This window comes from Metabacillus sediminilitoris, assembly GCF_009720625.1.
GTDB lineage: Bacteria > Bacillota > Bacilli > Bacillales > Bacillaceae > Metabacillus > Metabacillus sediminilitoris.
On record NZ_CP046266.1, the window covers coordinates 1,156,628 to 1,182,243 of the forward strand.

At 34.8% G+C, this 25,616-nt stretch carries 24 protein-coding genes and 1 pseudogene; 20 read left to right on the top strand and 5 right to left on the bottom strand.

What is annotated here, in order from left to right; all coding sequences use genetic code 11:
* Window positions 1-96 precede the first annotated feature (96 nt).
* From hpaE to GMB29_RS05795, 12 genes and pseudogenes are all read left to right on the top strand, one after another.
* Window positions 97-1,617, top strand: coding sequence for a 5-carboxymethyl-2-hydroxymuconate semialdehyde dehydrogenase (gene hpaE / locus GMB29_RS05740; RefSeq protein ID WP_136354904.1), 1,521 nt, complete (start codon window positions 97-99; stop codon window positions 1,615-1,617).
* A gap of 29 nt (window positions 1,618-1,646) precedes the next feature.
* Window positions 1,647-3,128 (top strand): 4-hydroxyphenylacetate 3-monooxygenase, oxygenase component, encoded by a 1,482-nt coding sequence (gene hpaB / locus GMB29_RS05745; protein ID WP_136354902.1) that lies wholly within the window; start codon window positions 1,647-1,649, stop codon window positions 3,126-3,128.
* Window positions 3,129-3,146: 18 nt separating this feature from the next.
* Window positions 3,147-4,130 carry a 3,4-dihydroxyphenylacetate 2,3-dioxygenase gene (gene hpaD, locus GMB29_RS05750; protein WP_136355263.1) on the top strand — a complete coding sequence of 328 codons (984 nt, stop codon included), beginning with the start codon at window positions 3,147-3,149 and terminating at the stop codon, window positions 4,128-4,130.
* 201 nt (window positions 4,131-4,331) lie between these two features.
* Window positions 4,332-5,756, top strand: a complete 1,425-nt coding sequence (locus GMB29_RS05755; protein WP_136355262.1) for an aldehyde dehydrogenase family protein — start codon at window positions 4,332-4,334, stop codon at window positions 5,754-5,756.
* A 15-nt stretch (window positions 5,757-5,771) separates the two neighbouring features.
* Entirely contained in the window at window positions 5,772-6,230 is a 459-nt protein-coding gene (locus GMB29_RS05760) for a flavin reductase family protein (RefSeq protein WP_136354900.1), read from the top strand.
* Window positions 6,231-6,255: 25 nt separating this feature from the next.
* The gene (locus tag GMB29_RS05765) at window positions 6,256-7,131 is read left to right on the top strand and encodes an FAD synthetase family protein (protein ID WP_196305228.1); all 876 of its coding nucleotides are present in this window, start codon (window positions 6,256-6,258) and stop codon (window positions 7,129-7,131) included.
* 228 nt (window positions 7,132-7,359) lie between these two features.
* Complete coding sequence (locus GMB29_RS05770; protein ID WP_136354896.1) at window positions 7,360-8,583, top strand: MFS transporter; 1,224 nt, start codon at window positions 7,360-7,362, stop codon at window positions 8,581-8,583.
* Window positions 8,584-8,716: 133 nt separating this feature from the next.
* Window positions 8,717-10,582 carry a XylR N-terminal domain-containing protein gene (locus GMB29_RS05775; protein ID WP_136354894.1) on the top strand — a complete coding sequence of 622 codons (1,866 nt, stop codon included), beginning with the start codon at window positions 8,717-8,719 and terminating at the stop codon, window positions 10,580-10,582.
* Window positions 10,583-10,716: 134 nt separating this feature from the next.
* Window positions 10,717-12,231 (top strand): 4-hydroxyphenylacetate 3-hydroxylase family protein, encoded by a 1,515-nt coding sequence (locus tag GMB29_RS05780; protein WP_136354892.1) that lies wholly within the window; start codon window positions 10,717-10,719, stop codon window positions 12,229-12,231.
* Between the two features lie 52 nt (window positions 12,232-12,283).
* Window positions 12,284-12,481 (top strand): annotated as a pseudogene (locus GMB29_RS05785) (aldehyde dehydrogenase family protein); the annotation flags it as partial.
* A gap of 440 nt (window positions 12,482-12,921) precedes the next feature.
* Window positions 12,922-13,026, top strand: coding sequence for a recombinase family protein (locus GMB29_RS05790; protein ID WP_227551708.1), 105 nt, complete (start codon window positions 12,922-12,924; stop codon window positions 13,024-13,026).
* A gap of 176 nt (window positions 13,027-13,202) precedes the next feature.
* A complete protein-coding gene (locus tag GMB29_RS05795) occupies window positions 13,203-13,835 on the top strand; it encodes an FMN-dependent NADH-azoreductase (protein WP_136354890.1) in 633 nt (210 codons plus the stop codon).
* A gap of 186 nt (window positions 13,836-14,021) precedes the next feature.
* Here the strand turns inward: GMB29_RS05795 and GMB29_RS05800 are convergent, their stop codons facing one another.
* On the bottom strand, window positions 14,022-14,225 hold the full coding sequence (locus GMB29_RS05800) for a winged helix-turn-helix transcriptional regulator (protein WP_136354888.1): 204 nt from the start codon (window positions 14,223-14,225) through the stop codon (window positions 14,022-14,024).
* A 68-nt stretch (window positions 14,226-14,293) separates the two neighbouring features.
* On the opposite strand from GMB29_RS05800, the gene GMB29_RS05805 reads away from it, so the two are divergent.
* The 5 genes from GMB29_RS05805 (at window position 14,294) to GMB29_RS05820 (ending at window position 17,326) form a co-directional block, all read left to right on the top strand.
* On the top strand, window positions 14,294-14,647 hold the full coding sequence (locus tag GMB29_RS05805) for a glycine betaine ABC transporter substrate-binding protein (protein ID WP_406600337.1): 354 nt from the start codon (window positions 14,294-14,296) through the stop codon (window positions 14,645-14,647).
* A gap of 105 nt (window positions 14,648-14,752) precedes the next feature.
* The gene (locus GMB29_RS05810; RefSeq protein WP_136354886.1) at window positions 14,753-15,586 is read left to right on the top strand and encodes an SPL family radical SAM protein; all 834 of its coding nucleotides are present in this window, start codon (window positions 14,753-14,755) and stop codon (window positions 15,584-15,586) included.
* Between the two features lie 191 nt (window positions 15,587-15,777).
* Complete coding sequence (locus tag GMB29_RS27945) at window positions 15,778-16,026, top strand: AraC family transcriptional regulator (RefSeq protein WP_136354884.1); 249 nt, start codon at window positions 15,778-15,780, stop codon at window positions 16,024-16,026.
* Window positions 15,996-16,202 (top strand): AraC family transcriptional regulator, encoded by a 207-nt coding sequence (locus GMB29_RS27950; RefSeq protein WP_328591446.1) that lies wholly within the window; start codon window positions 15,996-15,998, stop codon window positions 16,200-16,202. The genes GMB29_RS27945 and GMB29_RS27950 overlap by 31 nt, the downstream gene beginning before the upstream one ends.
* Before the next feature lie 503 nt (window positions 16,203-16,705).
* Window positions 16,706-17,326: a DedA family protein gene (locus GMB29_RS05820; protein ID WP_136354881.1), complete on the top strand. Its 621-nt coding sequence runs from the start codon at window positions 16,706-16,708 to the stop codon at window positions 17,324-17,326.
* A gap of 347 nt (window positions 17,327-17,673) precedes the next feature.
* On the opposite strand, the gene GMB29_RS05825 is transcribed toward GMB29_RS05820, so the two are convergent.
* The 4 genes from GMB29_RS05825 to GMB29_RS05840 form a co-directional block, all read right to left on the bottom strand.
* A protein-coding gene (locus tag GMB29_RS05825; RefSeq protein WP_136359328.1) for an IS3 family transposase occupies window positions 17,674-19,034 on the bottom strand; the annotation gives its coding sequence in 2 pieces (ribosomal slippage) (window positions 17,674-18,578 and window positions 18,578-19,034; 1,362 coding nt in all).
* Between the two features lie 360 nt (window positions 19,035-19,394).
* Window positions 19,395-20,162: an IclR family transcriptional regulator gene (locus GMB29_RS05830; RefSeq protein WP_136358910.1), complete on the bottom strand. Its 768-nt coding sequence runs from the start codon at window positions 20,160-20,162 to the stop codon at window positions 19,395-19,397.
* Window positions 20,163-20,374: 212 nt separating this feature from the next.
* Complete coding sequence (locus GMB29_RS05835; RefSeq protein WP_227551538.1) at window positions 20,375-20,668, bottom strand: hypothetical protein; 294 nt, start codon at window positions 20,666-20,668, stop codon at window positions 20,375-20,377.
* 126 nt (window positions 20,669-20,794) lie between these two features.
* On the bottom strand, window positions 20,795-21,868 hold the full coding sequence (locus tag GMB29_RS05840) for an LLM class flavin-dependent oxidoreductase (protein WP_136358908.1): 1,074 nt from the start codon (window positions 21,866-21,868) through the stop codon (window positions 20,795-20,797).
* Window positions 21,869-22,207: 339 nt separating this feature from the next.
* Between GMB29_RS05840 and GMB29_RS05845 the strand changes: the two genes are divergently transcribed.
* The 3 genes from GMB29_RS05845 to GMB29_RS05855 all read left to right on the top strand — a co-directional run bounded on the left by GMB29_RS05845 (window position 22,208) and on the right by GMB29_RS05855 (window position 24,672).
* On the top strand, window positions 22,208-23,560 hold the full coding sequence (locus GMB29_RS05845) for an MFS transporter (RefSeq protein WP_136358906.1): 1,353 nt from the start codon (window positions 22,208-22,210) through the stop codon (window positions 23,558-23,560).
* Window positions 23,561-23,656: 96 nt separating this feature from the next.
* Entirely contained in the window at window positions 23,657-24,160 is a 504-nt protein-coding gene (locus tag GMB29_RS05850) for a flavin reductase family protein (RefSeq protein ID WP_136358904.1), read from the top strand.
* A 104-nt stretch (window positions 24,161-24,264) separates the two neighbouring features.
* A complete protein-coding gene (locus tag GMB29_RS05855) occupies window positions 24,265-24,672 on the top strand; it encodes a riboflavin kinase (RefSeq protein ID WP_136358902.1) in 408 nt (135 codons plus the stop codon).
* Window positions 24,673-25,616 lie beyond the last annotated feature (944 nt).

Here is a 25,616-nt window from a genome sequence, read left to right on the forward strand (position 1 = left end):
TTATAAAAGAGAGGACAGGCAATTATCAAGCGTCTATCCTCTCTAAAAAAAACATCAAAAACTAATTATTTAGTGTCATAAAAAGGAGTGAAAAGAGTGGTTAATAAAGTTTCTGAAAAAAGTAATGTACGGGCAAACGTAAAAGTAGAGGACGTTAAGTTATACATTAACGGCGAGTTCGTTCAGTCAGAGTCTAGGACAACATTTGCAAATATGAGTCCATTTACAAATGAACAAATTAACAATATTGCTGAAGGACGCGAAGAAGATATTAATAAAGCAGTAAAAGCTGCTAACAACGCTTTTAAAAATACTTGGAGTACGATGAAAATTTCTGAACGGATGAAATACATTAATCGTATTGCAGACGTCATTGATGAAGAAGTTGAAGAGATTGCTATTTTAGAAGCGATAGACACTGGTCTGCCAATTAGTCAAACTAGAAAAATGGTATCACGTGCTGCTACAAACTTCCGCTTCTATGCAAAAATGGTAGAATCCAAGCTGCATGGAGAAGCATACCAAGTAGACGATGAATTTATTAACTATACCATTTATAAACCATTAGGTGTTGTAGGATTAATCACACCTTGGAATGCTCCATTCATGTTAGAAACTTGGAAGGTTGCTCCAGCACTTGCAACTGGAAATACCGTTGTTTTAAAACCGGCTGAGCTATCACCATTAACTGCGAATAAATTAGCTGAAGTCATTCATAAAGCAGGATTACCGAAAGGCGTTTTTAATATTGTTCATGGTTTCGGTGAAACAGCAGGTGCTTCACTTGTGGCTCATCCTGATGTTGAAGCAATTTCGTTCACAGGAGAAACTACTACAGGTTCTATCATTATAAAAAATGCTGCTGATACATTAAAGAAAACATCGATGGAGCTTGGTGGAAAATCACCATTAATCGTTTTTGATGATGCAGATCTTGACCGTGCTTTAGATGCTGCGGTTTGGGGAATTTTCTCATTCAATGGTGAACGTTGTACAGCAAACTCTCGCGTATTTTTACACAAGAACATTAAACACCAATTTGTTGAAGCATTAAAGGAAAGAGTTTCTAATATTAAAATTGGTGACCCAATGGATCCATCAACACAACTTGGACCATTAATTGAGAAAGGCCATTATAACAAAGTAAAAGAGTATATTGAAATTGCAAAACAAGAAGGCTGTGAAGTTATTCAAGGGGTTATACCTGAAGAATTTAAAGCAGGGAATTATGTTCCACCAACATTATTATTGAAAGCAACAAATGATATGAAAGTTTGTCAGGAAGAAATCTTCGGACCTGTTATGGCGGTCATTGAATTTGAAACAGAGGAAGAAGTTGTTGCTGCTGCAAATGACGTAAAATACGGCCTTGCTGGTTATGTTTGGACGAATGATATTAAACGCGGCCATCGAGTAGCACAAGCTGTAGAAGCAGGAATGCTTTGGATCAATTCACAAAACACTCGTGATCTTCGCATTCCATTTGGAGGTACGAAAGCAAGCGGAATTGGCCGAGAAGGCGGACATTACGCAATCTTTGAATTCTATACAGAGCCGAAAGTTATTCATGTGGCAATAGGTGATCACCATATTCCACAGTTTGGAAAGAAGAAATAAATATATCATTGATTAGGGAGTGAATTAAGATGGGTGCAAAAACAGGTAAAGAGTATATTGAACGCTTAAAGAAGGCAAATAACAATATTTATATTCACGGAGAAAGAGTAAACGACGTAACAGAACATCCAGGTTTAAAAGGTGTCATTCAATCAATGGCAAACCTATACGATCTACAGTTTGAAAAACCAGAAAAAATGCTATACACATCACCAACGACAGGTGAAAAAGTTGGTACTACATGGTTACAGCCGAAAACAATTGATGATGTCATGGCAAGACGTGAAGCCATACAGGAATGGGCGCTAACATCAGGAGGTATGATGGGGCGTTCTCCTGACTATCTAAATGCAGAAGTTATGGCAATGGGTGTTTCGAATGAATTATTTGCTGAAGCAGACCCAATGTTTGCAGAAAATGCACGTAAATATTACGAGTTTGCTAGAGAAAATGATATTAGCTTAACACATACATTAATCCATCCACAAATTAACCGTGCAAAAGCACAGAGTGAACAAAAGGATGCAAATGTTGCGCTTCACCTTGTTGAGAAAACAAAGGAAGGTATCATTGTTGATGGGATTCGTTTGTTAGCAACTCAAGGTGGAATTACAGATGAAATTCTAGTTTTTCCTTCAACAGTTAAAAAAGCTGGAGAAGAAGACGATCCATATTCATTAGCATTTGCGATTCCAAATAATACGCCAGGCCTTAAATATATTAGCCGCGAGTCATTTGATTACGGTAAAAATGCTTATGATCACCCACTTGGATCCCGATTTGAAGAAGGTGATGCGATTGTTTCTTTTGAAAACGTATTCGTACCTTGGGAAAGAGTATTTGTTTGTGGAAATTCTTCAATCTGTAACCGCACGTTCCGTGAAACAAATGCTGTTGTTCATATGTCACACCAAGTTATTTCTAAAAATATTATCAAAACTGAATTTGTACTAGGTGTTGCATTATCTGTCATGGATGCAATTGGAATTGACGGTTTCCAACACGTAAAAGACAAAGGAACTGAAATTATGCTGGCACTTGAAGCGATGAAATCACATCTTTATCGTGCAGAGCATAATGCACAGCTAGATAAATGGGGCACAATGACACCAGATTTTGAAGCATTAGATGCTGCTCGTAACTGGTATCCAAGAATTTATCCACGTCTTGTTGAAATCTTACGTGTACTAGGTGCATCTGGTTTAATGGGTATTCCGACAGAAGCTGACTTTAATAATCCGGATATTGGTGCAATTGCTCACCGTGGATTACAAGGTAAAAACCTAGAAGGTTACGAGCGTGTCCAATTATTCCGTTTAGCATGGGATATTACAATGAGTGCATTCGGAAGCAGACAAATGCATTATGAGTACTATTTCTTCGGTGATCCGATCAGAATGGGTATGACTTATTTCGATAACTATCAAGCGAAAGATTTATTGAAAGATCGAGTAAAGGATTTCTTAGGAAAAGCAGTAAAAAATACAAATTCTAATTTTCTAAATGTATAAGGGGGCTTTCAAATGAGTGTGAATTTTGATATTATCCGTACGGCTAGAGCGATTTTACATGTGACTGATTTAGAGAAATCTCGTGATTTTTATGTAAAAGGTCTTGGGTTAATCGAAACTGAATCTGATGATTCTACTATTTATTTAAGAGGTCTTGAGGAGCATGTTCACCATAGTCTTGTATTGAAGAAAGCAGATACTCCAAATATAGAAGTAACAAGCTATAAAGTACGGTCTGAGGCAGATTTAGATTCGTTAGCTGTATTCTTTGAGCAACGCGGGATGAAAACGAAGTGGTTAGAGGAAGGCAGCCAACATGCGATTGGACGTGCATTACGAGTTCAAGATATTTCTGGCTTACCGATCGAGTTTTTTGCAAAAATGGATGCAGCAGAAAGAATGCTTCAACGGTATGATTTATACCAAGGTGCTAAGGCTCAACGTATTGACCATTTTAATAATATGGTACCTGATGTTCAAAAAGCTTATGATTTCTACATTAATGAATTAGGGTTTGCTTGTTCTGAATACACTGCAGATGATGATGATAAAATTTGGGCAGCGTGGATACACCGTAAGCCATCAGTACATGATGTTGCATTTATGAACGGTCAAGGACCTCGAGTTCATCATGTTGCTTTTTGGTTAAGTGATCCAATGGCTCTTATTCAAGGCTGTGATGTACTTGCATCTCTTGGCTATGCAGACAATATTGAGCGTGGACCAGCACGACATGGTTTATCAAATGCGTTCTTCCTATATTTAAGAGATCCAGATGGCCACCGTATTGAGTTATACAATGGAGACTATTTAACGAGTGATCCAGATTTCAAACCAGTACGTTGGGAATTAAACGACAAACGCCGCCAAACATTCTGGGGAGCAGAAGCACCAGATTGCTGGTTTAATGAAGCATCAACAGTATTAGATGTTCATACTGGAGAACAAGTAACGACTGCTCCTGGAAAATTAAAACAAGCTAAACCAATTTTCGTTATCTAATAAATGACTCACTACTATAAACGTGAACGTTAAGACTGGTATAGGAACGGCATTTCTTCTGTGCGGCCAAACTCAGTAAATCTGCCGGTTCTTTGCCATCACGTTTATATTAACATACTTAAATAGAAAATTAAAATTTTGTGATTTAGAGTTTACTATTAGTTGAAACGGAGGTGCTGGTAAGTGACAAAGATCGAAACTATGTTTAGAAAACATTTATTTATTAACGGAAAATGGATTGAAGCTCAAAATTATTCCATTTTAAAATCTCCTTATACTTCAGAACCAATTGCTGAAATTCCTATGGCAACAAAGGAAGAATTAGACGAAGCAATTGGGGCTGCATATGCTGCGCGTAAAAAAATGGCGAAGATGCCAATTCATCAACGGTCAGCCATCCTTGAGAAATTAGTCGCATTTTTAGAAGAACGATCTGAGGAAGCAGCAAAAATAATTGCATTAGAAGCTGCAAAACCAATCACGACAGCGAGAGAAGAAGTAAAGCGTACGATACAAACGTATAAATTTGCTGCTGGGGAAGCAACTCGTATCGGTGGCGAAACAATTTCTATGGATGCTGCACCTGGTGGAGAGAATCGTCTAGCCTACACAGTTAAAGAGCCGCTAGGGGTTATTGGTGCGATCACACCATTTAATTTTCCTATGAATCTCGTTGCACATAAAGTTGGTCCCGCTATTGCAGCAGGAAACACAATCGTTTTAAAACCTGCGTCACAAACTCCAATTTCTTCTTTCTTCATTGCTGAGCTTTTACAAGAAGCTGGGTTACCAGATGGTGCTATAAACGTTGTAACAGGTAGTGGGAGTGTAATTGGTGACGGAATTGTCATGGATGATCGTGTGAACATGATTACATTTACTGGCAGCCCTGCTGTTGGAATCGGAATTAGAAGTCGTGCCGGTTTAAAACGAACAACGCTAGAGCTAGGTTCTAATGCAGCAGTCATCATTGATGAAGGTATTGATAAGGCTAAGGTTGTACCGAGATGTGTGCAGGGAGCCTTTAGTAATCAAGGTCAGGTTTGTATCTCTTTACAGCGTGTTTATGTCCATGAAAATGAATACGATGATTTTGTGGGAAAATTAATCGATGAAACAAAGAAATTAAAAGTAGGTAATCCGCTTGACGAAGATACGAATGTATCTGCTTTAATTTCAGAGAAAGATGTTGAAAGAACAATTTCATGGATTCAAGAGGCAAAAGATGGCGGGGCGATTGTTGCGACTGGCGGATATTCAGAAGGTAATGCATTATATCCTACTGTTATTTTGAACACTGATCCAAACATGCAAGTGTCTTGTCAAGAAGTATTTGCTCCAATCGTTATTGTAAATAAAGTAAAGTCAGTAAAAGAGGCAATTGAGCACGTAAACAATTCTAGATACGGCTTACAAGCTGGAATTTACACGAATGATATTGCTCAAGCTTTAGATGCAGCTGATGACTTAGAAGTAGGTGGAGTCATTATTAATGATATCCCTACATTCCGTGTCGATCACATGCCATACGGCGGCGTAAAGGAAAGTGGTACTGGTAAAGAAGGGATTAAATATGCAATTGAAGAAATGACAGAAATGAAATTGGTCGTTATCAATCGAAATTAAGGAGTGTAGTTAATAATGGATGATCGTTTATTTCGTAACGCAATGGGAAAATTCGCAACAGGTGTAACGGTAATTACAACTGCTGTAAACAAAGAAGCTCATGGTATGACAGCTAATGCATTTATGTCAGTCTCACTTTCTCCTAAACTAGTGGTAATTTCAATTGGAGAAAAAGCAAAAATGAATGAGTATATTAAAGAATCTGGTAAATTTGCTGTCAGTTTTTTATCTGAAGAGCAAAAAGAAATGTCGATGATATTTGCTGGTCAAATAAAAGAAAAGCGTAATGTTAACTTTAAATGGATGGATGAGTTACCAGTAATTGATGGTGCACTTGTTAATCTGACATGCAATGTTCATAATTCACATGTTGAAGGTGATCATACGCTATATATTGGTGAGGTAACGGATATTTCATTAAATGATGGAAACCCTTTATCATTCTTTGAAGGACAATATAAGAACATTAGTTAATCTAAAAAATTGGGGTGAAGAAAAAATGGAAGTTGTAAATTTAGACCATCCTATTGATCTTACAGTTTCACTAAATAGTGAACCGTGTGTCATGGCACTTGGCTTTTTTGATGGTGTACACAAAGGACATAGAAAAATTATTGAGACTGCAAAAGAAATTGCCAAAAAGGAGAAAATTAAATTTACAGTAATGACATTTTTTCCTCATCCTAGTAATGTCATTAGTAAAACGAAAAAAATAGATCATTATATAACCCCTTTGCCTGTAAAAAAAGAAATATTTAAATGTTTGGGAGTTGAAAAATTATTTATTGTAAATTTTAATACCGATTTTTCGGAATTTTCACATCAACAATTTGTAGAGCAATATATAGTAGGGTTAAAGTGTCAACACGTTGTTGCAGGGTTCGACTTCACCTATGGCTATAAAGGTCAGGGAAATATGGATCAAATGGTTTCAGATAGTAATGGAAGATTTGATGTAACGACTGTCTCTAAATTGGAGCATAATCATGAGAAGATAAGCTCAAGCGCGATTCGAGAAATGTTAATTACTGGTGAAGTACAAAAGATCCCAATGTATTTAGAAGATTATTATTCTATAAAAGGAAAAGTAATTCGCAATTATCATATAAACCATAATGAAAATGTTTTGACAATCAAAATTGACCATTCTTATCACTTACCTAAAAAGGGTCTTTATAAAATAACCGCAGAATTAGACAATTCCATTTTCGACGGCACATTTTATGTTCCGCTTCATAATACAGGTACAATTGAAGTCCATTTATTAAATAGTCATATAAATTATGATGAAGGCAATATTACTATGTATTTTATTGAGCAAGAATTCGGTAATAGTCAGATTGAAGAATATGAAAATATGTTTATTGTTATATAGTAGTGGAATTAATTTTAGTAGTAGAGTACATTGTCTAGCAATAACGACATGTACTCTATTTCATTTTTTATACTATCAGAAATTATATCTTAAGGATGATAGTATAAGAAAAACTAAGGCTTTCGCCATTAGGACTTGGCGATAAGCCAAGTTTTTCTAATGTAGTATATCTAATCTTGATTAAGTTCTAGTTAGTGAGATCTCACATTTGAGAAAGAAGGAGTATGAATGTATAAAATCAAACCAAAATTATGGAGTTTTCAATTTTTCCAAGTCATCATGATCACGTTTTTATTTTTTCTTTGTTTGCATATGTTAAATGTATCTTTTCCAGTATTTGTTATAGATATTAGTCATAATCCAGCACTAGGAGGAATGATGACGACTGCATTTATGTTGGCAGCCATTTTTACCCGCCCTTTTATTAGTATTTTTCTTCATAAAATCAATATGAAAAAAACGATAATCATGACTCTGATTTTTATTTTCCTCTGTATACTAATTAGTTACAATAGAGTTTCTATTCCTTTTTTACTCTTTATTAGAGGATTAGAAGGAGTAGGGTTTGGTATTATTACTACTCTATTAGCAACAATGGCAACGAACATCATCCCGCGTGAACGACTAGGGGAAGGAGTGGGTTACTTTGGTATGGCCACAAGTTTAGGAGCTAGTTTATCTCCAGTACTAGCTTTATCATTATTTCACTCCCATTCTTTTAATACTGTGCTTTTGTTTACCCTTATGATTGTAACTGGAATTTTTGTCGGCAGTTTATTTATTCGAAATGTTCATTCAAATAAACAAACAAAAGAAGATCATCAAACAAATACGAATGTCTCTATTTTTCAGTTTATTTTTGATAAAAAAGCATTACTTCCAAGTATATTAGTATTTTTGCTTTGTGTGACATTTGGTGGTGTGTTTAATTTTATTGACGGGCTCGGTAGAGAAGCAGGACTAGGTGCAAATGTTTCTCTCTTTTTTTTAATCTTCATGTTTGTGATGCTTTTCATTCGACCGATATCAGGGAGGATTTTTGATAAAAAGGGCCATAAAATGTTGATTTACCCTGCTGGGATTTGTGGTGTTATCGGGCTACTACTTTTGGGAGTGACGAATAATCTATTGATTCTATTAATTGCAGCCGTTTTTTATGGTGTAGCTTATGGAACAATGCATCCAACCCTTCAATCATGGGCGGTCAGTCAAGTGGAACCAAATAAAAAAGGAACGGCCAATGCGATGATTCTTACCTGTATGGATTTAGGGATGGCCGTAGGAGCTCCCACTCTCGGAATGGTGGCCGGTCAGTTTGGTTATAAAGTTATGTATAGTTATACTTCTTTATTTATTATTTTACTTCTCATCATTTATATGGTAATAACCCGTCAAAAAAACAGTCAAGAAGAATCAGTCGAAAAAGATAAAGGGTCTGCTATAAACTTCTAATTTAAAATAATGAACATAAAGAGTTTAATAAGATTATTATGAAACCCTGGATAATAACTCTATAAATTTGTTATAAAAATTGCTAGACTCGGAGGTATAGTAATTATGATTTTTGTATAAGAAGGTGAAGAATATGTTATTACATGAACCTTTTAATGTTAATGAGGATGAGGGATCTCTTTATTTAGAAAACGAAAGAATGATTTTAACATCATCATCTGTCTTTGGAACGCTTCGTAAGGACTTAATTGAAAATATCGGCATGGATCGAATGAAAGGATTCCTTATTCGATACGGATGGAATTTAGGAATGAATGATGCAAAGAAGATGCTTCAAAAGAACTTGCCTTCTATTAAAGATATTTTGCGGCAGGGTCCAGTTTTACACATGATGAAAGGTTATACGAAAGTGAAAACTTCACACCTTCATGTTGATTATGATTCGAGTGGATCAGCAAAATCTGTTCATGTAGAAGGAAGCTGGTTTAGTTCATATGAAGCAGAAGAGCATTTACGTCAATTTGGGCAGTCGAAATTACCAGTTTGTTATACACTGATTGGTTATGCGAGCGGTTACTATTCTGGCATTTGCGGACATACTGTTATTTTTAAAGAGATAGCGTGTAAAGCTACAGGGGATGAAACATGTCGTTATGTTGGTAAATCTCTTCATGAATGGGGAGGGATGGTAGATGATGAATTACAATACTATGAAAATAAGACGATTGTAAAAGAATTAGAACAAACATATGAGAAATTGCTTGAAGAACGTAATAATCTATCTACTACACTCTCCATTCATAAAAGGTTATCGGAAGAATTAATAAGAGGGAATAATTTACAATCCGTTGTAGACATTGTTTTTGAAACAACAAAACATCCAATTATTATAGAGGATGTAGAATTTACCCCGATTTCATTTGCAGGTCTATCTTCTGATAGATTTGAAGAAGTAGTTTCAGATTTTAAAAATGAGCTGCAAAATCGAGATCATCGAAACGATTATTTTCATCAAACAACTAAATTTTCTCATGCACATCATCATCGTTTAGTTACGTCAATCGTATTAGAAAACAAGATTGTAGGATATTGTTCTTTTATTTATGAAAAAGAAGCTAAGGGCCCGACAGAAGTGGATCAAATGATTTTGGAAAGAGTGGCAACGATTTGTTCTCTCTATATGCTAAATGAGAAAAATTCATTTGAAGCACTGGAGCGTATGAAAGGTTACTTTCTGGAGCAAATACTTAACGGCCATTTTTCATCTAAAGGAGAAATTTTAAAACGTGGACGTTATGTGAATATAAATTTAGAACGCCCTTATTACCTTATTTCTATAAAATATAGTAGTTACAATGAAACGTTAGAAAATGATCTGCATTTTCACGAACAGATCATGGAGTCTGTTTTCACATATTTTAAAGATCGCTCAAATGTCTTAATTGGACAACGAAACGGAAATATTGTTGTCCTTATGCAAATCGATTCAAAAGGTGAAAACATCACACATGTAAGTAACCGTTTTATTAATTCTTTAGAGAAACGTTTTATAGATTGCACGTTTAAAATGGGGATTAGTACGTTAGCCAAAGATATCGGGCGGGCATCGGAATTTTACGAAGAGTCTATAACTGCATTACAAATGGCCGCTTCTTCTAATAAAATGATTCTTTTTGAAGATCTTGGTGTTGTCGGCATGTTGATTCATTCCAAAAACAATATAGCGATCAAACAAAAGGCAAAACATTTATTAGGGCCATTATATGAAAATAAAACTGATAATACAGAACTTATCAAAACGCTTTATGTATTTCTATCAAATTCTTGTAATCTTGAGAAAACGATGGATGATCTTTCATTGTCTATGAGTGGATTACGTTACAGAATAAAGAAAATCGAATCTTTACTTGGACAAGAAGTTCGTAACCCTGCATATGGATATCAATTATTCATCACATTACAGGTTCTCATTGTAGAAGGCGAAATAAAATTGGATTAAAAAGATGTGCAGCTTAGCCATAAAACCAACAAAATATGTCTATTCATTTAGAGATTATAAACAAGAATTGTCGTAGAATTACCTGTTATCATTTAATTATTCAAAATATTCTAATGGTAATGGAGGTTGGTTTTATGTTAACTGGTAAAGAGTATTTGGAGAGTTTGAGGGATGGACGTGTTGTTTATTTAAATGGGGAAAAAGTGGATGATGTAACAACACATCCGGCTTATCGAAATGCCGCAAGGTCGATTGCACGTATGTATGATGCTTTGCATGACCCACGGACGGCTCCAATCCTTACGACAGAATCTGAATTCGGATTTAAAACACATAAATTTTTCAAAGCTTCAAAAAGTGCACAAGAATTATTGGAAGCAAGGGATGCCATGGCAGAGTGGTCAAGACTAAGCTATGGATTTATGGGACGTACACCGGATTATAAAGCGGCTTTTACAGGTTCTCTTGGACCATATGCAGATTTTTATGAGGGTTTTGAAGATAATGCTAGAAGATGGTACAAAAAAGCACAAAAAGATGTTCCTTTCTGTAACCATACAATAGTTAATCCACAATTAGATCGGGGCCAACCACTAGAAAAAAATAAAGAAGTATTTGTTCGTGCCGTTAAGGAAAGAGATGATGGGATTATTGTAAGCGGTGCCAAGATGGTAGGAACCTCTGCGGCATTAACACATTATAATTTCGTAGCGAACTATGCACCTGTTCTTCCAGGAGATGACAGCCATGCGTTAATCTTCTTTGTTCCAATGAATGCACCAGGATTAAAGATGATTAGCCGTCAATCTTATGAAGAAATTGCCACGAAATTAGGAACACCTTTTGATTATCCACTTTCAAGTCGTTTTGATGAAAATGATGCTGTAATCGTATTAGACAATGTATTCATTCCGTGGGAGGATATTTTAACCTACAAAAATATAGAAATTACGAATGGTTTTAGACCTAAAACTGGTTGGCTGAATCGTTATACATTCCAAGGATGTACGCGTTTTGCTGTAAAACTTGATTTTATGGTTGGCTTGTTGATGAAAGCAACTGAAGCTGCTGGCTCAAATCAATTTAGAGGCGTTCAGGCAAGCATCGGGGAAGTCATTGCTTGGAGAAATATGTTTTGGTCAATTTCAACTGCAATGGCACTTGATCCAGAAGAAGCGCCTAATGGATATGTATTACCTAATAGCACATATGCGACTGCATATCGTACATTTGCACCGATGGTTTGGCCTAAAATTAAAGAAATTTTTGCTCAAGTTGTTGCTGGCGGACTTATTCAATTGCCTTCAAGTGCACAAGACTTTTTAAATCCTGAAATTCGTCAATATTTAGATAAATACTATAAAGGTTCTGAGGGGATAACTGCTGAGCAACGCGTTAAATTATTAAAATTAGTTTGGGATGCGATTGGAACAGAGTTCGGGGGACGTGGTGAATTGTATGAAATTAACTATGCAGGGAATCAAGATGCTATTCGTCTCGATACTCTTAAAATGGCGGATACATCTGGACAAACAGCAAAATATAAAGCATTCGTTGATCAAGCTTTAAGTGATTACGATCTTACAGGATGGACTTCAGATACTTGGATTAATCCTAAAAATAGTTCTGGAAATATAGTATTTAACTAAGTCTAAGTGTTATTGAAAGGGATTACAGTAAAAATATTCATAAATTTTTTGAAAGGTTGTACCAAGATGTGTACAAGGAGCCTTCAGTAATCAAGGCCAGGTTTGTATCTCCTTACAACGTATTTATGTCCATGAAAATGAATATGGAGAATTTGTAGATAAATTAGTTGAGGAAACAAAGAAACTTAAAGTAGGAAATCCGCTTGAAGAAGATACGAATGTATCTGCATTAATTTCAGAGAAAGATGTTCTCATTCTTTGAAGGTAAATATAAACAAATTAGCTAATTTATAAATTTTCTATGAGGTACATCTAATTTTAAATTAACTACTATTTAGGATAATCTCATATGCTAAGAAGGACCATCCATATGATTTCATTACACAAAAATTTGTTTGAGAAGAACAAATGAAGGCATACAATAATTAAGAAGCGAGGCTTAAAGCCTTGCTTTTTTTTGTAAGACCTCATTATTTCCATTACCAATAGACCATTAACCCTAATCGTTAGAAAAATAAGTTAAAGATAACTGTAATGAGGTGATGTATCTGAAAGCAGTGGGATCATTCGGAAAGTAGTAAAGGACAGAACATTGCACCTTAAAAGAAGTCATTGAAAGAAGCAGGTTGCACGGAGTTTTAAATAGAAAAAATAAGTGGTGCTTCAATGGAGCGTCCAGAATTATAAAGGATATTAGAAGAGCTTGAATCAGGTGATACTGTAATCATTCGCGAAATAAGTCGCATATCAAGGTCAACTAAAGACTTACTAACAATAGTTGAAACCATCAAATAAACAATGTATGAACCAGTTCAAAATTGATGTGAATAAAATACGAAAAGACAAAATATTTATTGAAGAATGTAGAATGTGATAACGATTTAATTTGTTGACTATTATACTAGATTGATATATTATTAATTCGAGATAAATCAATTAAAAGTAATCTAATTAAAGGAGAATGACATATAATGAACGTATTAGTAGTAAAAGCCAATAATCGTCCAGCTTCAGATGCTGTATCAAGTAAAATGTATGAAACTTTCATGGAGAACATAGAAGGTGTAAATGTAACTACTTATGATGTATTTGCAGAAGATATGCCTTACTTTGGTCAAGAGTTATTCAACGCTTTCGGTAAAGTAGAATCTGGGGAAGAAATGACAGATGTTGAACAACGACTTTTAGCAGCAAAACAAAAAGCAATGGATGCTTTAACTGCAGCAGACGTAGTTGTATTTGCGTTCCCGTTATGGAACTTAACAATCCCAGCTAAATTACAAACTTTCATTGACTATGTATACCAAGCAGGTTTTACATTCAAATATGATGAAAATGGCCAATTAGTACAATTAATGACTGACAAAAAAGCGATTATTCTAAGTGCACGTGGTGGCGTCTACTCAACACCAGAAGCGGCACCAATGGAAATGGCTGCTACTTATATTAAAAATGTTGTTGGCGGAGTATTCGGTTTGGAAATCATTGATGAAGTTATTATTGAAGGTCATAATGCAATGCCAGATCAAGCCCAAACAATTATTGCTGAAGGTTTAGAAAAAGTTGCAGCTGTGGCAAAAAATTTAGCAGCAGTTACTGCTTAATTCATTTTTAAACAAAAGTGTCATTCAGAAATGTTATGAATGACACTTTTTTTGCGTCAAAAAGTGACTGAATTGAAAAGAAGGTATATCAGATCCAAAAAGAAGTAAGTTTAAATCTCCACATCACCATGATACTTTTTCTAAAAATCTATATAATTCGATTCAATTGGAACTGTTGTTCATCATTTATTGATAACCTGATCCCCATTCAGCCATTACATCTATAATTGGTCTGAGTGTATTACCTAAATCACTAAGAAAATATTCTACTCTTGGTGGAACCTCGGCATAAACTTGGCGTTCTATTATCCCATCCTCCTCCATTGACCGTAAATTCTGTGTCTGTGTGAGTACCTTTTGGCTAATACCTACAATAAAACCTAAGACTATTTCTTACTTAAAACCAGTAGAAGGTATGATAAAAGTTAGCTTTACGCCAGAATTTCCAGAGCGTGAAGATGGATTCCTCGGCATACAAAAACTTTATGATATTCAATTCTCTAAAAATTATTATGCAGTCAGAATTAAGGTATGCTGCTGTAAATTCGGGTAAGATAATTTTAGTAGATGCTTATTCAACTGATTGTGAATTACGAAGATATGATCTTACCGTATTAGAGGATGAGAAACATTTATTTCCTCCCTATCAAGGAGCACCCTTATTAAAGCAAATAACATTAGAAAAATATCCAGAGTTAAGAGGTATTTTAAATAAACGTGCTGGTTTAATTACTGATGAGGAAATGAGAAAAATGAATTATGAAGTAGCTGTAGGGAAGAAAAAGGCTAACAGTGTAGCTAAAGAGTTTTAGAAAGAAATCATTTACTCAACAAAGATTAAGGCTTGCTAATCAAGAAACTACATAAGAGCTTTTCACTAACATATTTCAATCACTTTAAAGAAAGGAGTGACGTATATGGGGATTGAAATAAAAGAAATCCTCGCAAAGAAAATTCTTACTGAAGCAAAGGGTTATTTAGATGTTGGATTTACTCATTCATTGAATCCTTATAGTGGTTGTGCGTTTTCTTGCAGGTATTGTTATGTAAGAGAAATGCCGATTCAAAGATTCAAAGAAATTCCTTGGGGAGAATGGTTGGACATAAAAACAAACGCAGCAGAAAATTACCGAAATGAAATGATCAAGCTTCATAAAAAAAATAAACCAGTGAATATTTTTATGTCTTCTGCAACAGATCCTTACCAACCCATAGAACGTAAAGCGAACATTACACGGGGGATATTAGAAGAAATGATTGAAAATCCACCCGACTTTCTTCAAATCCAAACACGAAGCCCACTGGTCACTAAGGATATTGATTTGTTAGTGAATTTGAAAGATAAATGTGAAGTCCTTGTATCGATGACAATCGAAACAGATAGAGAAGATATAAAGCAACTATTTTCTCCATATGCACCTGGTATAAAATTACGGATCAAAGCCTTAAAAGAAGTACATGATGCTGGAGTATCGACACAAGCTTCAATTTCTCCAGTATTACCCTTTACTCCTGATTTTCCAAAAGTATTGGATGGTATCGCGGACCATATTTGGATCGATACTCTAAGTATTGGGGATGGCTTGATGGGGAAACGTTCAGAAAGATTAGGAATGCCAAAACTATTTGAAGAACATGGTTTATCAAAGTGGTATCAAAAAGATTTACATGTAAAGGTAGAAAAATATTTTAATAAATATTTTCGTAGTGAAATGATACGAGTTTCTAAAAAAGAAGCCTTCCCAAGATAAAAAGCTTGATGATGGAGCAGATTAGGGAGTGCACCAAGATTATGATTGATGTTGAAGAAGGGGCATCATTCTTTTTACTTTAGGAATCTTTACTGTCTCAGGCCTCGAGAAGTGATTATCCCTTCTTCGAAGAAATACTTAAAAATACTGCTTACTTCCTTATTCTTTCTTTACTCGAAAGATTCAGTCCAATGTTCTCAACTAACTCAAATAATGAAGTATTAAATGAAGAGACTTCACCGATTCTAACTCAAACAAAGCTGTACATCAAAGATAACTTATCTGATACATTAAAACTCAGTGATATAGCTCAATATTTACATATCTCTAGTCGACACTTATCAAGACTTTTTGTAAAAGAGCTAGGAGTTAGTTATTCAGAGTATGTGAAAAATGAAAGGATACAAAAATCAGCTTTCTACTTAAAACGACAAATATAAGCATTAAAGATATTAGTGAACAAACAGGTTTTAAAAATGTTCACTACTTTACCGGTGTGTTCACAGCTACAGTCGGAATTCCTCCTTGGAATTGGGTTGAGCAATGTGTGAAATCTGCTGATAACGATGCAGTATGGGTAGATTTTTATGAGGTGCCGGAAAAAGCGTTAAGTTAAAAACGATTAATGATTTAGCCTCTTAAGGTAACCCTCGTAACCTTCGGAAGTATTTCTGGAGGTTACGAGCTAAATTTTTTAAAAGGTAAACAGCTATATTCAATGCTTATTTATACTTCGTATGTGGTCGGGTGTTAGAATTCCTCAGATCATCTAAAGTGAAAGCTTTGATCCGTTGATAGATAGGGATCAAAGCTTTTTTGTTTTTTTATAAATCGGTTGCTTTCATAAATATCGATAATAAGAATTACGCCGTCAGGTTGCATTACCATAGAAAAGAGTTTATGTATTGGATCCAGTTTCTTAATTAAGACAAAATATTTATTTGCCTAACTTGATAGCTAAGGTGTAAAAAGCCACGATAGGATATTTGTCCATCTCAAATGTCTGACACCATTTTTTTGTATAAAGTCTAATAATTAACTAATGATAATGATATAGGACTCAAATAGATATGGATAATACATCTATCCTCTATTATTAAAAGCAGACAGGGAGAGTTTATGGAAATCGTTGAACGTTTGTTTGCTCAATATGGATATTTAGTGTTGTTGATCGGTCTTCCCATTGAATTAATTGCTTTTCCGATACCACCTGGAAATTCGACACTTGCATACACCGGATATTTATCCTACAAAAATGTTCTCGATCTTCTACCAGCTCTAGCTGCGGCTTATTCTGGAACAGTGCTAGGTATAACGATTACATATTGGATCGGAAAAAAAATAGGCATGCCACTAATCGAGAAATACGGTAAATGGCTGTTTTTGAAACCAGAATATTTGAAGAAAACAAGAAAAACTTATGAAAAATATGGGAACAAAATGCTTCTTTTTGGTTTCTTCTTGCCCGGTGTGAGACAGTTTAACGGCTACTTTGCGGGCATCATTCTTGTTCCATATCGGACCTTTGCAGTTTACTCCTATACAGGGGCAGCCTTATGGGTATCTATATTTATAGGGATCGGTTATGTGTTCGGTAATCAATGGCAGCTTGTCTTTACTTGGATAGAACATTTTTTGAAGTTTTTCTTAATCATCTTGTGTTGTATGATAGCTATTTTTCTCCTTTTGAAATGGCGCAGTCGGTTGAAAAAGTGCATACACAAAGGGGAATCGGAGTAAAACTACTAACGCCAAACTTGAAATATATCAGCACCTAAATGATTTTCTATATGAAAAATACAACTGCAAAGTACCTTCTAACTAACAAGAAATATTCGTATTTCTATTTAGGATCAATTCCAATAGAAAAATGTGTTATCATGAATAAATAAAATGGATAGCAATTTAACCTCAAATTTTATATATTCTTATTTTGACAGGGAGGGGGTCGTGTAACGAAAGCAATTTCTCCACCTGTTGTTCGAACTATTAGTCTGGCATACAAGGATAAAAAGGTGTTGCCGATAGCAAGTAGAAAAGCTAGATGAACCGGGTATGATCTGACCCAATAAAGTTAGACAAAAAGGTTAGGCTGCTTTCAAGACCTGAGTCCGGTATTCAACGGGGCTTAGGTCTTTTAATTTTGCCTTTATTCGTTTGTGATTGTAGTAATAAATATATTCTTCTAATTCTCGTTCGAAATGTTCCATACTCTCAAATTCTTGTAAGTAGAGTAGTTCAGACTTTAATAAGCCAAAGAAATTTTCCATGACTGCGTTATCTAAACAGTTTCCCTTACGGGACATACTTTGTCGTATACCGTGCGCTTTTAATTTATTTTGATATTTACTCATTTGATAGTGCCAGCCTTGATCTGAATGGAGGACGATTTCATCATCAGGTTGTATCCTTTTTACTGCTTCTTCTATCATATCTCCAACAAGAGCATAAACTGGACGGTTCATAACTTTATACGCAATTATTTCTCCATTACATAAATCTAAAACAGGCGACAAATAACGTTTTTCCCCGAATAAATGAAACTCTGTAACATCAGTTACCCATTTTTCATTCATGTTGTCTGCGTGGAAATTACGATTCAATAAATTCGGCGCGATTTTGCCTACTGTTCCGCGATACGAACGGAATTTTTTCATCCGCACTTCACATTTTAAGCCCATCGCTTTCATTAAACGATTAATTGTCTTTGGATCATGGTGAATATTCATTCTTTCTAATTGTTTGGTGATACGACGGTAACCATAGCGTCCTTTATGTTCATGATAAATAGCTTCAATCGCTTCTTTTACCTTTGCATATTTATCTTCACAATTTAATCGTTTTTCCCAGTAATAATACGTACTACGTGGAATGTCTGCGACTTTAACTAGTTCCACTACATCAAACTCATGCTTTAGTTCAAAAATTACTTGCGCTTTGATTTTGTTTGTAATTTTTCCTGTTCTAGAACTAAAGCGTTCAACTTTTTTAAATAGGCATTCTCCATACGTAAACGCTCATTTTCAGCTCGTAGAGCTTCGATCGATCCTTCAACGGGTGGTTGTTGTTCTTTGTTTAATTTCGATACTTTTTTCATGGATGAAGGCCCCTTTTTCATTAATTGTAGGGCATCAACTCCTCCAGTTTCAAAAGCCTTTCGCCAATTTCGGATCATACCTGGTGAAGAAATATTGAAAATGGCAGCTGTGTCATAAGAAGATGTACCCGTTTCGTTCATATAATTGAGTACATTTAGTTTAAACTCCACAGAATAATTTGTATAGGACTTAATAAATGCTTCTATACCGTGTTGTTCATAAAGCCTAACCCATCCACTTAAAATAGGAGGACTAACTTTTACTTCTCCTGCAATTTTTTCAATACTTTCATTTCCTTCAACGTATCTCAATGTAATTTGTATTTTATCTTCCGTTGTAAATTTCGCCATAAAAACACCCCGTAAATGTTAGTTTAGTGTCTAACATTTACGGGGCAGTTCAGTAATCGGCAGCTTTTCAACTAACTTATGCGATAATGGAAGATCAATCTGCCTTTTTGGCAGCTTTTCTTGTGAACTAACAATGCAGAGTAGTTGGTGAAAGATTACTGCGAATTTGAGCGAAAATGATACTTATTTTTGTACAAATGAGGGAAAAGTTAAGTTAAATACTTGTTGAAATACCAAAATTCAAGAGTTTTGATACAGATTTTTAGAATATATTTACATATCGAATATGTTAAAAACCTAAAAACCCCAACATATAGCACCTAAAAGAGAAGTAACTATATATTTAGGGTCAATTAAAAATTATAAATCACCATTCCATCCTAACAGTCTAGATAACATGACTGATTTTTCTTTTAAAATATGGACTGCTTTGGAATGTTCTGATGTATCTAAAGAGTTTTCAAGTCCAACTACAGTAAGTACTGCTACCAAGTTAGACGAGCGATTGAAAATGGGAGAGGCGATTGCACTAATCCCCTGAATAATTGTACTGTTGACAAAGGAATACCCATTTTTTTTAACGAAGCTAATTGCTTCTTGAAATTGATCTTGGCTAAGGTGATATTTATTTAGTTCTTTATTAATTTTCTCTTCAGTTGCTTCTTTATTTAGAAAGGCCGCAAATACTCTTCCAGAAGCACTTTGAGTAACACTCACCCTAGATCCTACTTTTATCCCTATATTAATTGGCCCATTTGCTTCTTCCCAGCTCACAAAAAAAGGACCGCTTTCTCCCCAAATTGTAAGTGCAGCAGTCTCATTTAATGTATCTTTTATATCAATTAGATGTGGGGCAGCTATGTCAATAATATTTAATTTTTGTGAAGCTTTGAATCCGAGCATAACTAATTCAGTTCCAAGAATATATTTGCCATTTTGGTCTTTCTCTAAAATCCCCGTTTTAACGAAACTTGTTAAATAACGATGTAGTTTACTTTTAGAAGTATCACATATTATCGCTATTTCTGTAATTGATAGAGGTTTGTTTCTTTCAGCAATTTTCTTTAGTATATCCATACCAACTTCAATGGATTGTATACCTTTGCTTTTTACTTCTTCCCCGTCCATGTTGTATCTCCTTGTTCATTTAATTAGAAAAATAATGAATGTATTAAATTACTACCATTATTTCTTTACTGTAGGCTTCCTTAAACATTATACAGTTTTAAAAAAGGATTTAGCCACCTAATAAACTAATTATAGCAAGTAAAGACTCTAGCGGAAAAAGTAAAGAAGAAAGGATATAGGCCATTAGTTTCCAATACTATATTAGCAACCACTTATAAATGATTAGTTTGGCAAAACTCAGTAAGAGAAGAAGTTAGCCCGCCGCTACCAAATTTAATTTTAGTTGTGTTATTTTTTTTTCTTATTTCATTAAGGTTTTGTAGAAAATAAATGATGGTCTGTCGTCTCTCTAATAGGTTTTTGATCCCATAATTAAAAAACCAAGTATCAATTGTATTATAAATACCTCTATTAACATTAAATTCTTTCTCGCAAAATTGGATAAAATGCAGGTCAGGAAGATGTACTGGAGTAATAGAGGTTATATTTTTTGTCATTGTTTTCATATGAGGACCTTCTTTCTGTTTAGTAAAAAGAGGTTGTCTCAGCAAGCGTCTGTTCCTCAAAACCAATATAACTAAATATTGATGTTTGTTGAAAGAGCAGACTTTTTGAGAAAACCTCTCGTAATCTTAATATTTAACTAATGATTCTTCTTGATTGAAATGAGGCATAACATTCTTTGCAAAACGTTCCATTGCCTTCATTGTTTCAAGGTGAGAAAGACCTCCAAAGTCAAAGTATAAAATAACTTCGTCTAATCCAGCTCTTTCCATTTCCTTCAGTTTTTCTGTTACATATTCTGCATCTCCAACAATAATGCTCTTATCGCCTAATTTATCAGTAGTCATATTTTTAAGATTATCAACAATTTCAGCAAAATATCGAATATGTGGTGGAGCCTTTGTTGGATCATCTGGGAATGCAGGAACTAAACCAGTAAAGTATTTTAACATTCTTTGTTTTGTTTTTTCTGTTTCTTCAGCTGATTCAGTTACATTAATAAAGTAAGAACAGCTTGCTTTTTTATCTGAGAAGCCGTGTTGATTTGATAAGTCGTTAAATGTATTGATAGCGTTTTCCATCGTTCCGAAAACCATATTAGCTGCAAAAGGAGCGAAGATAACGTTTTCACCCATTTCTGCAGCTTTTTCAATAGAAGGTCTACTGAAAGCGGCTACATAAATTGGCAAGTGATCTTGGACAGGTTTTGGAGTTAATTCAATCTCAGGGAAAGAGAAATAATTACCTTCATATGAAAGAGTACCTTGTTTCCAAGCTTTTTGAACAATATCTAAACCTTCAAAGAAAATTTCACGGCTTTTATTAAAGTCAATTCCAAAAACGTCATATTCACGTTTATCATAACCGCGTCCAGCAGAGAAGATTGCTCGACCATCACTTAGTAGGTCCAATAATGCATATTCTTCTGCCATACGGATTGGATGGCTTGCTGGAAGTAATACAGTTGCAGGTGCTAGTTTGATACGTTTTGTTTTTGCAGCTACATGGCCAAGAAACATAGAAGGAGAAGGTAAGACTCCTAATGCACTGAAATGGTGCTCTGGTACCCAAAGAGAATGGAACCCTAAGTCTTCCGCATAAATACTTTGTTCTGCTAAATCTAAAATCATTTGATTAGGGTCTTTTCTAGTATCACCATATTCAATCGGGTTGTCAGTCAGTGTAAAATAGCCTATTTTCATAAAAACTCACCTCATCAATTATTTTGTTCACGATTAGTAAATTCGATTCACTATTCGTTACTAAAACGATAACAGAGGGTTGGAAATCTTGTAAAGTGTTTTTTTGAAAATTTTTTGAATATTTCCTTAAAGCGTAATTAAAGAATATTCAGAAAAGAACTTTACAAATGATCTTTTTATATAATAAACTGTTATTCACAAGAGGATAATTTTGTTTACCGATTGTGAATATAATAAAAAGGAGGGATATCTCTTCTGAAAATAATTTACAAACGTTAACATCATGAGTTTTAGCCGCCAGATGCAGATTCAGAGAAAGAATAAATGTGGAGGTAAAAGATGAATTCTATTAATCTTGCAAGACTTATTGATGAATCAAAGTTTAACCGCTTTCATGCATCTATAGTATTTTGGTGTGCCTTTATCATGATATTTGATGGCTATGATCTCGTTGTTTATGGATCAGTTCTTCCTGTACTTATGAAAGAATGGGCGTTAACTTCTACACAGGCAGGGACATTAGGAAGTGCAGCATTATTTGGAATGATGCTAGGCGCTGTCATTTTTGGTCCATTAGCCGATAAAATGGGCAGAAAAAGTGTGATGTTAACATGTATTGCTATTTTCAGCTTGTTTACTGCTTTACTTGGCTTCTCAACTGGCCCGCTCGAATTTGGTATCTTTCGGTTTATCGCAGGGTTAGGATTAGGTGGTATTATGCCAAATACAGTCGCATTGATGACAGAATATTCCCCGAAGTCTTTAAAAAGTGTTTTAGTTTCCGTTATGTTTAGTGGCTATTCTGTTGGAGGAATGATGGCTGCAGGCCTTGCAATTGTCATGATAGGACAATTTGGATGGAGATCGCTATTTTTCGTCGGTGTCCTGCCTCTATTGTTGTTGCCCATAATGTACAAAACATTGCCAGAATCACCAAGGTTTTTAGTAATTAAAAACCAACCAAGTAAAATTGATTCAGTTCTAAGAAGAATTGAGCCATTATACACACGCAGTGAAAATCAAGGATTTGAGCAATTTAGATCTGAGCCGGGTGCACCAGTAGTTAAATTATTTAAAAATGGTCGCGCTTTCAGCACAATCATGTTTTGGATTTCTTTTTTCATGTGCCTGCTGATGATTTACGGTCTAAATACATGGCTGCCAAATTTAATGACTGGGGCTGGATTATCGGTTGGTTCTGGATTAATGTTCTTATTTGTCCTAAATTTCGGTGCAGTTTTAGGAGCAATATTCGGCGGATGGATGGCAGATAAATGGGATGCTAAAAAAGTATTAATCGTCTTTTTTATTTCTGCCGGAGTATCACTTACACTGATTGGTTTTTTGGAAAATATGATTATATTAAATATTCTTGTAGGAATCGCAGGTGCTTCTACAATTGGAACACAGATTATTTGTAATTCCTACATCTCCCAATATTATCCGACAGAAATGCGTTCAAGCGGTCTTGGATGGGCTTTAGGAGTGGGGAGATTAGGAGCTATTGCAGGTCCAATGATGGGAGGATTTCTTTTTAGTATGAGTCTGCCATATTATCAAAATTTTCTTGTCTTTGCCATTCCTGGAATTATAGGAGCGATTACACTTTTATTTGTACAAGAAAAATATTCCGCACGTAAAGTAAATGAGAGTTTTATTAATGAAGAAAGTGAAATTAGCAGTATCCAATAAGAAATTGATTGAATGGAACATATTTAATAAAGTGTTGGTCAGATATGTTTCGTCTACTAAAAGTAATTCAAATACAAACTCTAAGGAGAGATAATCATGACAAATACTGAAAATCAACAGCTTTTTAAAGAGGTTATGGGCAACTATCCTACAGGCGTAACTATTTTGACTACGACTGACATTGAGGGTACACCACTAGGGCTAACGGTAAATTCCTTTGCATCCGTATCACTAGATCCACTGATGATTCTTTGGTCGATTGATCATAGAGTGTCAACTATTCAATCATTTATTGAAGGCGGTAAATTCGCGGTTCATATCTTAGCAGGGGAACAACAGGAGCTTTGTAAAACATTTGCTAGCAAAAATGTCGACCGATTCAGCAATTGCACATGGCAATTATCTGATAATCAACTTCCGATTATTGAAGGAGCATTCGCTGTTATGGAATGTAAAACCTTTAAAACAGTTGAAGCAGGAGATCACACAATCTTAATTGGAGAAGTAATCAATATTCAAAAGGAAGACAAAGAACCAATGCTTTATCATCGCAGACATTTCGGAGCAATACCGGCAGAATTCTATCCATTAGTAAAATAAATTATTATGAATTGAACTTGATTACATTCACAAATAGATTACGAGTCCTAACAGTATATGTATTAAAAGCTACTAGCTAAAACTATTAGAAAAGGGTGAGATTGATGGAGGAAAGGAACCACACACTAGGAGCATCAATAGAAGGAACGGTTGTCAAAGGTCGTCAGATTGGGAGGACAATTGGTTTTCCTACAGCTAATCTTGCATTATATTCTGTAAATAAAGATAACTTAAAAAAAGGTGTTTATGGAGTAAAAGTAATTCACCATGAAAAAGCTTATTATGGAGTTATGAATATTGGCGTAAGACCAACTTTTAAAGATGATAACAGGGTTTCATATGAAGTTCATATTTTAGACTTTCATAAGAATATTTATCATGAGCAATTAGAGGTAGAAGTCTTATTCTTTATCCGAGAAGAAAAAGCTTTTCGTTCTAAGCAGCAACTTATTCAGCAATTAAATCTAGATGTTGAACAATTTAATGAACAACTCCTTCAATTAAGTTACTAATTTGTATTCTTTTGAAGATACCTTCTATCAATCAAACCCTTAGCAGAACTATTAGAGAAATGTCGTATATTTTATTGGATAATAATCCTATTTGTAGGATTGGAAATGAAACTAATAACATTTAGCCGCCGAAACAGTAGAAAATGGACTTGCTACTGCTTGCTTTGTTCAGAATTTTAATTTAGCTGCTTGGGAAGAAGGGGTTGGAACATTTTAGTCATCGATGGGTATTGCACAGAAAAACCGTGAAATTCTTGGAGTTCCGGATGGGTATGATTGGGATCTTTGGTTTAGGTTACCCAGAAGAAATAAATCAACCAAAAGAAAGAACACCGATTGAAGAAAAAATAAAATACTTACCGTAAAAAACGAGAAGATCATTATCTAGTTTATGTAGTGCTTTCAACGTAAATAGGCGGAAAAGGTCAATATATAAATATCACGCATTGTTATATAAATTGCTAAATTTATAACTAGTTCAACCTATTTAAATTGTGGAGGTAAAGTATGAATGTAGAAAAAGTATATTGTAGATAAAAGAAGATGCAATATTAGATAATGTTTTGAAGAGTATTTTTGCTAATGGCATTCAAAATATATCCGTCCCCCCTGAGATTTGGAAGCTTCAATACGATTTAGCCAATCCTGGTGCTTTGATTGTTGGGGACAATGTCATCAATATGGACGGGAAATAGAAGGATAATTAAGTCTCTAATGGATGTCACCCTTAGATATGATTTAAAAGATTATAAGGATAAAAGAGTCAGTCATAAAAAAAATGATTGGCTTCTTTTTGTGCGCATCAAAATTCTGATGATATATATTTGACTTTCTAAAACAAACGTAAACAACAGCAGTCATTAACCTCTGTATCACTTAATCTTGTTCATTGCAGGTGTATTTGTCCAAATCAAGCTTTACTGTGATAGGCAAGATCGAAATTT